Origin of the sequence: Halopseudomonas sp., from assembly GCF_036961105.1 — a bacterium.
Taxonomy (GTDB): Bacteria; Pseudomonadota; Gammaproteobacteria; order Pseudomonadales; family Pseudomonadaceae; genus Halopseudomonas.
Genome location: NZ_JBALWW010000028.1, coordinates 26,759 through 33,822 on the forward strand (window position 1 = coordinate 26,759; position 7,064 = coordinate 33,822).

Consider the following 7,064-nt stretch of genomic DNA (forward strand, 5'->3'; position numbering starts at 1 on the left):
AAAACCCGGCAGACCGGGGAAACTCATCCTAGGTCATGCCGGGTTCTGGCGACAGCTACATTCTAGAAGGGAATGTCGTCATCAAAGCTGTCGTAATCCGGAGCCGATTGCTGCGGCGCCTGTTGTGGCTGTGCAGCTGGCTGCTGCTGCGCCGGACGCGAAGGCTGCTGCTGACGCGGCGCCGCGTTCTGCTCGCCACCGGAGGGACGACCGTCGAGCAGCTGCATCTGGCCGCCGATGTCGACCACAATCTCGGTGGTGTAGCGCTTGACGCCGTCCTTCTCCCATTCGCGGGTCTGCAGGCGGCCTTCCACATAGAGCTTGGAACCCTTGCGTGCGTATTCGCCGACCACTTCAGCAATACGGCCAAAGAACACCACACGGTGCCATTCGGTGCGCTCCTGCTGCTGACCGCTCTGCTTGTCTTTCCAGCTGTCCGTGGTAGCCAGGGTGACATTGGCTACCGCATTGCCGTTGGGCATGTAACGCACCTCTGGATCACCACCGACATTGCCGATCAAGATTACTTTATTGACGCCTCTGGCCATTCCTATTCTCCTCTGTGTCTGGGGTGATCAAACGGGTGCAACAACCCGGTCCAGCGCCTCACGATCCAGTTCTTTGGTATCCACTTTCAAATATGCCGCGGCTTCTTCCGCCACGATGATTGCTTCTGCCACCCCCGGCACGGCCAGCAGACTGGCGGCGAGCGTCGTATCCTGCGTTTGCGCAGGGGACAACGCCAAGCGATAACTGGTCACATAAGGCGGTTCATTCATGGTAACACCAATCAACCACCACGACAGCGCCAAGAGTCCGCAACAGCCGAACACGCCTGCCAAGCCGAAGTAGCCAAACATCCAACCGCCGAGCACGCCGCCCAGCGCCGCACCGGCAAACTGGCTGGTGGAGTAAACCCCCATGGCCGTGCCCTTGCCGCCGGCGGGTGCAATCTTGCTCAGCAGCGACGGCAATGTCGCCTCCAGCAGATTGAATCCGATAAAGAACAGCACGACGCTGGCTACCAGCCAGGGCAACGAGTCCATGCTCAGCCAGAACATCGGCTGTACCAGCAGCAAAAGGGCAATCGCCCCGAGCACCACGCGCTTCATCTGCCGCTGCTTTTCGGCATAAATGATGAAAGGCACCATGCCGAAGAAGGATATCAGCAGCGCAGCAAGGTAGACCCACCAATGCTCCTCTCTGGGGAGACCGGCGTGCTGTTGCAGCGCCAGCGGCACCGCGATGAAGGTGGCCATCAGGATGGCATGCAGCGCGGCAATGCCATAATTGAGACGCAGCAGGTCGGGGTTGCGCAGCGCTGGCCAGAAAGCGGCCTTGACCACGCCAGCCTCGCGGTGGCGCAATGGCGTCTGTGGTGTCGGCACGCAGAAGACAACCAGCAGCATACCGACCACTGCCAGAGCGCTGGTGGAGAGAAACACACCGTGCAACCCGGCCAGGTTGGCGACCACAGGACCCGCGACCATCGCTACCGCAAAGGCGCTGCCGATGCTCATGCCAATCATGGCCATGGCTTTGGTGCGATTGTGCTCCAGCGTCAGGTCGGCCACCAGCGCCATCACTGCGGCGGCAATCGCGCCAGCGCCCTGCAGAACACGCCCGGCGATCACCTGGCCGATGCTGTCGGCCTGGGCAGCAACCAGGCCACCCAGCGCAAACAGCAGCAGGCCGAACAGAATCACCGGCTTGCGGCCGATGCGGTCTGAGAGCATGCCGAAGGGAATCTGCAGGCAGGCCTGGGTCAACCCGTAACACCCGATCGCCAGCCCGATCAGAACCGGCGTTGCCCCGGCCAGGTCCTGGCCGTACGTGGCCAGGACCGGCAGCACCATGAACAGGCCCAGCATGCGAAACGCAAACACCAGCGCAAGCGATATGGCTGCGCGACGCTCCAAGGGGCTCATGGAATCGGCCTGATGCATGACTGCTCCAAAAAAACCGCGATTTTACCACGCCATCCCCGCCGTGCATCGAATTTGCAGGCGACGATATGACACACCCTGATTCACTGCAGCCGCAGGCGGAAAAACGCGGCTATCTTTGCTCGTGTACCCCCTGAGCACGTATAATTATCCGCTTTGCTGGCTGAGGGTAAATGGGCTGTGGATACCATCCTGATACGTGGGGCTCGCACCCACAACCTGAAGAACATCGACCTCGATCTGCCGCGCGACAAACTGATCGTGATTACCGGTTTGTCCGGCTCCGGCAAATCTTCGCTGGCGTTCGATACGTTATATGCCGAAGGTCAACGCCGCTATGTGGAGTCATTGTCGGCCTATGCCCGGCAGTTTCTTTCGATGATGGAAAAGCCCGATGTAGACCACATTGAAGGTCTGTCACCGGCAATCTCGATCGAACAGAAATCCACCTCGCACAACCCGCGCTCGACCGTCGGCACCATCACTGAAATCTACGACTACCTGCGCCTGCTGTTTGCCCGGGTGGGCATCCCCATGTGTCCGGATCACAACCTGCCGTTGGCGGCGCAGACCATCAGCCAAATGGTCGATCAGGTGTTGGCCATGCCCGAGGGTAGCAAGCTGATGCTGCTGGCTCCGGTCATGCGTGAACGCAAGGGCGAGCATCTTGCACTGATCGACGAGCTGCGCGCGCAGGGTTTTGTCCGTGCACGCATTGACGGCCGCATCTACGAGCTGGACGAAGCCCCCGCGCTGGACAAGAAGCGCAAGCACAGCATCGAGGTCGTGGTTGACCGCTTCAAGGTTCGCGAAGACCTGCAGCAGCGCCTGGCAGAGTCTTTCGAAACCGCCATCGGCCTGGCTGACGGCATTGCCATTGTTGCGCCCATGGAAGGCGAAGACGGCGAAGAAGTCACCTTCAGCGCCCGCTTTGCCTGCCCTGAGTGTGGCCATTCGATCAGCGAGCTGGAACCACGGCTGTTCTCCTTCAACAATCCGGCCGGCGCCTGCCCCGGCTGTGATGGTTTGGGGGTCAAGCAGTTCTTTGATCGCAAGCGTCTGGTGAATGGCGAACTGACCCTGGCCGAAGGTGCCATACGCGGCTGGGACAGACGCAACGTGTATTATTTCCAGATGCTCAGCTCGCTGGCCGAGCATTACGGTATCAATCTGGATCTGGCCTTTGACGATCTTCAGGAGCAGCACCGCAAGCTGGTACTGAGCGGCACCGGCACTGACAAGGTGCCATTCCGCTATCTCAATGACCGCGGCGACGTGGTGCGGCGCGAGCACCCCTTTGAAGGCATTCTGCCTAACCTGGAGCGGCGTTACCGCGAAACCGAATCGCAGAGCGTGCGCGAAGAGCTGGCCAAGTATCTCAGCACCCAGCCCTGCCCCGATTGCCATGGCACACGTCTGCGCCGCGAAGCGCGCCACGTGTTCATCGACGACCGCAACCTGCCAGGCGTTACCACCATGCCGGTGGGCGCCGCCGCCGAATACTTCAGCCAATTGACACTGCAGGGCAACCGCGGCGAGATTGCCGAGAAGATCCTCAAGGAGATTCGGGCACGCCTGATGTTTCTGGTCAACGTGGGCCTGGACTACCTGACCCTGGACCGCAGCGCCGACACCCTCTCCGGCGGCGAGGCGCAGCGCATCCGTCTGGCGAGCCAGATTGGCGCTGGCCTGGTGGGCGTCATGTACATCCTTGACGAACCCTCCATCGGTCTGCATCAACGCGACAACGAGCGCCTGTTGCAAACCCTGATTCATCTGCGCGAACTGGGCAACACCGTGATTGTGGTCGAGCACGATGAGGACGCTATTCGCCTGGCCGACTACGTAGTGGATATAGGCCCCGGCGCGGGCGTGCACGGCGGCCAGATCGTCGCCAAGGGCACCCCAGAGGAGGTGATGAACAATCCCGACTCGCTGACCGGCAAATACCTCTCCGGCCGGGTGAAGATTCCGGTGCCGGCCAAGCGCACGCCGCTGCGCAAGGATCAATGGCTCAAGCTCAAGGGCGCTTGCGGCAACAACCTGCAGAAAGTCGACCTGGAAATCCCCGTCGGACTGCTGACCTGCGTGACCGGGGTGTCCGGCTCGGGCAAGTCAACACTGATCAATAATACCCTCTACCCGCTGACGGCAACCGCACTGAACGGCGCCACTACCCTTGATGCTGCGCCGCATGACAGCTTTGACGGCCTGCAGCACCTGGACAAGGTGGTGGATATCGATCAGAGCCCCATCGGTCGCACACCCCGCTCCAACCCGGCGACCTACACGGGCCTGTTCACACCGATTCGCGAGCTGTTCGCCGGCACCCAGGAGGCGCGTTCGCGCGGCTACAAGGCCGGGCGCTTTTCCTTTAACGTCAAGGGCGGACGCTGCGAAGCCTGTCAGGGCGACGGTCTGATCAAGGTGGAGATGCATTTCCTGCCCGACATTTACGTGCCCTGCGACGTCTGCAAGAGCAAGCGCTACAACCGCGAAACCCTTGAGATCAAATACAAAGGCAAGAACATTCACGAAGTCCTGGAAATGACCATCGAGGAAGCACGCGAGTTCTTCGAGGCGGTGCCGGCGCTGGCGCGCAAGCTGCAGACGCTGATCGATGTGGGCCTGACCTACATTCGCCTGGGGCAGTCGGCCACCACCCTTTCCGGCGGCGAGGCGCAGCGCGTCAAGCTGGCCCGCGAGCTATCCAAGCGCGATACAGGCAAGACCCTGTACATTCTCGATGAGCCCACGACCGGCCTGCACTTTGCCGATATTCAGCAATTGCTGGATGTACTGCATCGGCTGCGTGATCACGGCAATACGGTTGTGGTCATCGAACACAACCTGGATGTGATCAAGACCGCCGACTGGTTGGTGGACCTGGGCCCGGAAGGCGGCTCCAAGGGTGGCCAGATTATCGCCACTGGCACACCGGAGCAGGTAGCTGGCATGGCGGTATCGCACACCGGACGCTTCCTTGGCCCGCTGCTGGAGCGCGATCGCGACTGATCTTTCGCACCCGCGGTGACAGCAAAAGGCCCCGCATGTGCGGGGCCTTTTGCTATTTTACGCAAGCTTCTATTTGGCGGCAGCCAGCGCTTCCCGGACCCCGCGCGCATAATCCGGATGCACCTTGTCGAAATGACCCAGCTGGCGCTCGATTATGAACTCGGGCACGCCTTGCATTGCGGCGGCGATGTTAGCGAACAACCGTTGCTTCTGACCCTGATCGAAAAATTCAAACAGGGCGCGCGGCTGACTGTAGTCATCATTGCCGATGCGGTGGTTATAGCGGTCCGCGGCGCCACTGAGCGGCAAGGGCGGCTCGGCGTACTCCGGGTTCTGCGTCGGCCCGCCAAAAGAGTTGGGCTCGTAGTAGGCATCGGCACTCGGCATATTCGGCGTGAAGCGCATTGCCCCGTCCTTGTGATAATGCCGTACCGGGCACTTGGGCGCATTCACCGGCAGAGCTTCGTAATGCGTACCTATGCGGTAGCGATGGGCATCAGCATAGGAAAATACCCGCGCCTGCAGCATCCGGTCCGGAGAAAAACCAATGCCGGGAATGATATTCGAGGGCGAGAACGCCGCCTGCTCGATTTCGGCAAAATAGTTTTCCGGATTACGGTTGAGCTCCAGAATACCGACCTCGATCAGCGGAAAGTCCGCGTGCGGCCAAACCTTGGTCAGATCAAAGGGGTTATAAGCCACCTGCTCGGCCTGCGCCTCGGTCATGATCTGCACGCACATCCGCCAGCGCGGATAGTCACCACGCTCGATACTGCCATAGAGATCTTCCTGCGTGCTTTCGCGAGTCTGCCCCACAACCTGCGCGGCTTCGGCATTGGTCCAGTGCTTGTGTCCCTGCTGGGTCTTGAAGTGGAACTTGACCCATACGCGCTGATTCTCGGCATTGATAAAACTATAGGTATGCGAACCATATCCGTTGATATGCCGCACATCCGTTGGCAGGCCGCGGTCCGACATCAGCATGGTTACCTGATGCAAACTTTCCGGCGACAGCGACCAGAAATCCCAAGCAGCGGTGTTGGAGCGCAGGTTGGTCCTGGGGTGGCGCTTCTGAGTATGGATGAAGTCGGGAAACTTCAGAGGATCCCGCACAAAAAATACCGGCGTGTTGTTGCCGACCAAATCCCAGTTACCTTCCTCGGTATAAAACTTGAGCGCGAAGCCGCGCACATCACGCTCTGCATCCGCTGCGCCGAGCTCCCCTGCCACAGTAGAGAAGCGTGCCAGCACCTCGGTTCGCTTGCCTACTTCGCCGAACAGGCGGGCCTTGGTGTAGGCACTGATGTCCTGAGTAATAGTCAGGACACCGAAGGCACCCCAGCCTTTGGCGTGCACCACGCGTTCAGGAATACGTTCGCGGTTCTGATGGGCCAGCTTCTCGATCAGCTGGTAGTCCTGCATCAATAGTGGGCCTCGCTCCCCCGCACTGAGTGAGTTCTGGTTGTCGGCGATGGGGCTACCGGCACTGGTGGTCATGTTTCTGGGGTCTGACATTCGATTGCTCCTGCAAGGCTATTGGCTGCCGGCAGCGCCGGCTGGAGCAAGTATTGCTGGGGCGAGATGCAAGAGCTAATTTATTAAAGCAAGCAGGTCGATAGTAAAAAACTTTAATCCCGTGCCTATCCTGCAGACACAAAAAAGCCGGCACTGGGCCGGCTTCTCTGAATTGCTTACTGCTTACTCGTCCGCTGTTGCCAGCTCAGGACGATCAACCAGCTCAACGTACGCCATAGGGGCTGCATCGCCAGCGCGGAAACCGCACTTGAGGATACGCACATAGCCGCCCGGACGGGTTGCATAACGCTTGCCCAGATCGTTGAAGAGCTTGCCGACCGCTTCCTTGCTGCGGGTGCGGTCGAAAGCCAGACGACGGTTGGCAACGGTATCTTCCTTGGCCAGGGTAATCAGCGGCTCGGCAACGCGGCGCAGTTCCTTGGCTTTCGGCAGAGTAGTTTTGATCAGTTCATTTTCGAACAGCGACACAGCCATGTTCTGGAACATGGCCTTGCGGTGTGCGCTGGTCCGACTCAGGTGACGACCACTTTTACGATGACGCATCTCTCAATTCCTCGGTGTCGAGAC

General features: G+C 60.0%; 5 protein-coding genes. 1 reads left to right on the forward strand and 4 read right to left on the reverse strand.

Annotated features, from left to right (window positions below):
* Positions 1–62 precede the first annotated feature (62 nt).
* A complete protein-coding gene (ssb, locus tag V7756_RS17830) occupies positions 63–548 on the reverse strand; it encodes a single-stranded DNA-binding protein (protein WP_335611551.1) in 486 nt (161 codons plus the stop codon).
* Positions 549–575: 27 nt separating this feature from the next.
* Positions 576–1,946 (reverse strand): MFS transporter, encoded by a 1,371-nt coding sequence (locus V7756_RS17835; RefSeq protein WP_335611552.1) that lies wholly within the window; start codon positions 1,944–1,946, stop codon positions 576–578.
* A gap of 180 nt (positions 1,947–2,126) precedes the next feature.
* Here V7756_RS17835 and uvrA point away from each other — a divergent pair, with 180 nt between their 5' ends.
* On the forward strand, positions 2,127–4,961 hold the full coding sequence (gene uvrA, locus V7756_RS17840; RefSeq protein WP_335611553.1) for an excinuclease ABC subunit UvrA: 2,835 nt from the start codon (positions 2,127–2,129) through the stop codon (positions 4,959–4,961).
* A gap of 69 nt (positions 4,962–5,030) precedes the next feature.
* On the opposite strand, the gene V7756_RS17845 is transcribed toward uvrA, so the two are convergent.
* Entirely contained in the window at positions 5,031–6,476 is a 1,446-nt protein-coding gene (locus tag V7756_RS17845; protein ID WP_335611554.1) for a catalase, read from the reverse strand.
* A gap of 183 nt (positions 6,477–6,659) precedes the next feature.
* Positions 6,660–7,040, reverse strand: coding sequence for a 50S ribosomal protein L17 (gene rplQ, locus V7756_RS17850; protein ID WP_092287490.1), 381 nt, complete (start codon positions 7,038–7,040; stop codon positions 6,660–6,662).
* Between the last annotated feature and the right edge of the window lie 24 nt (positions 7,041–7,064).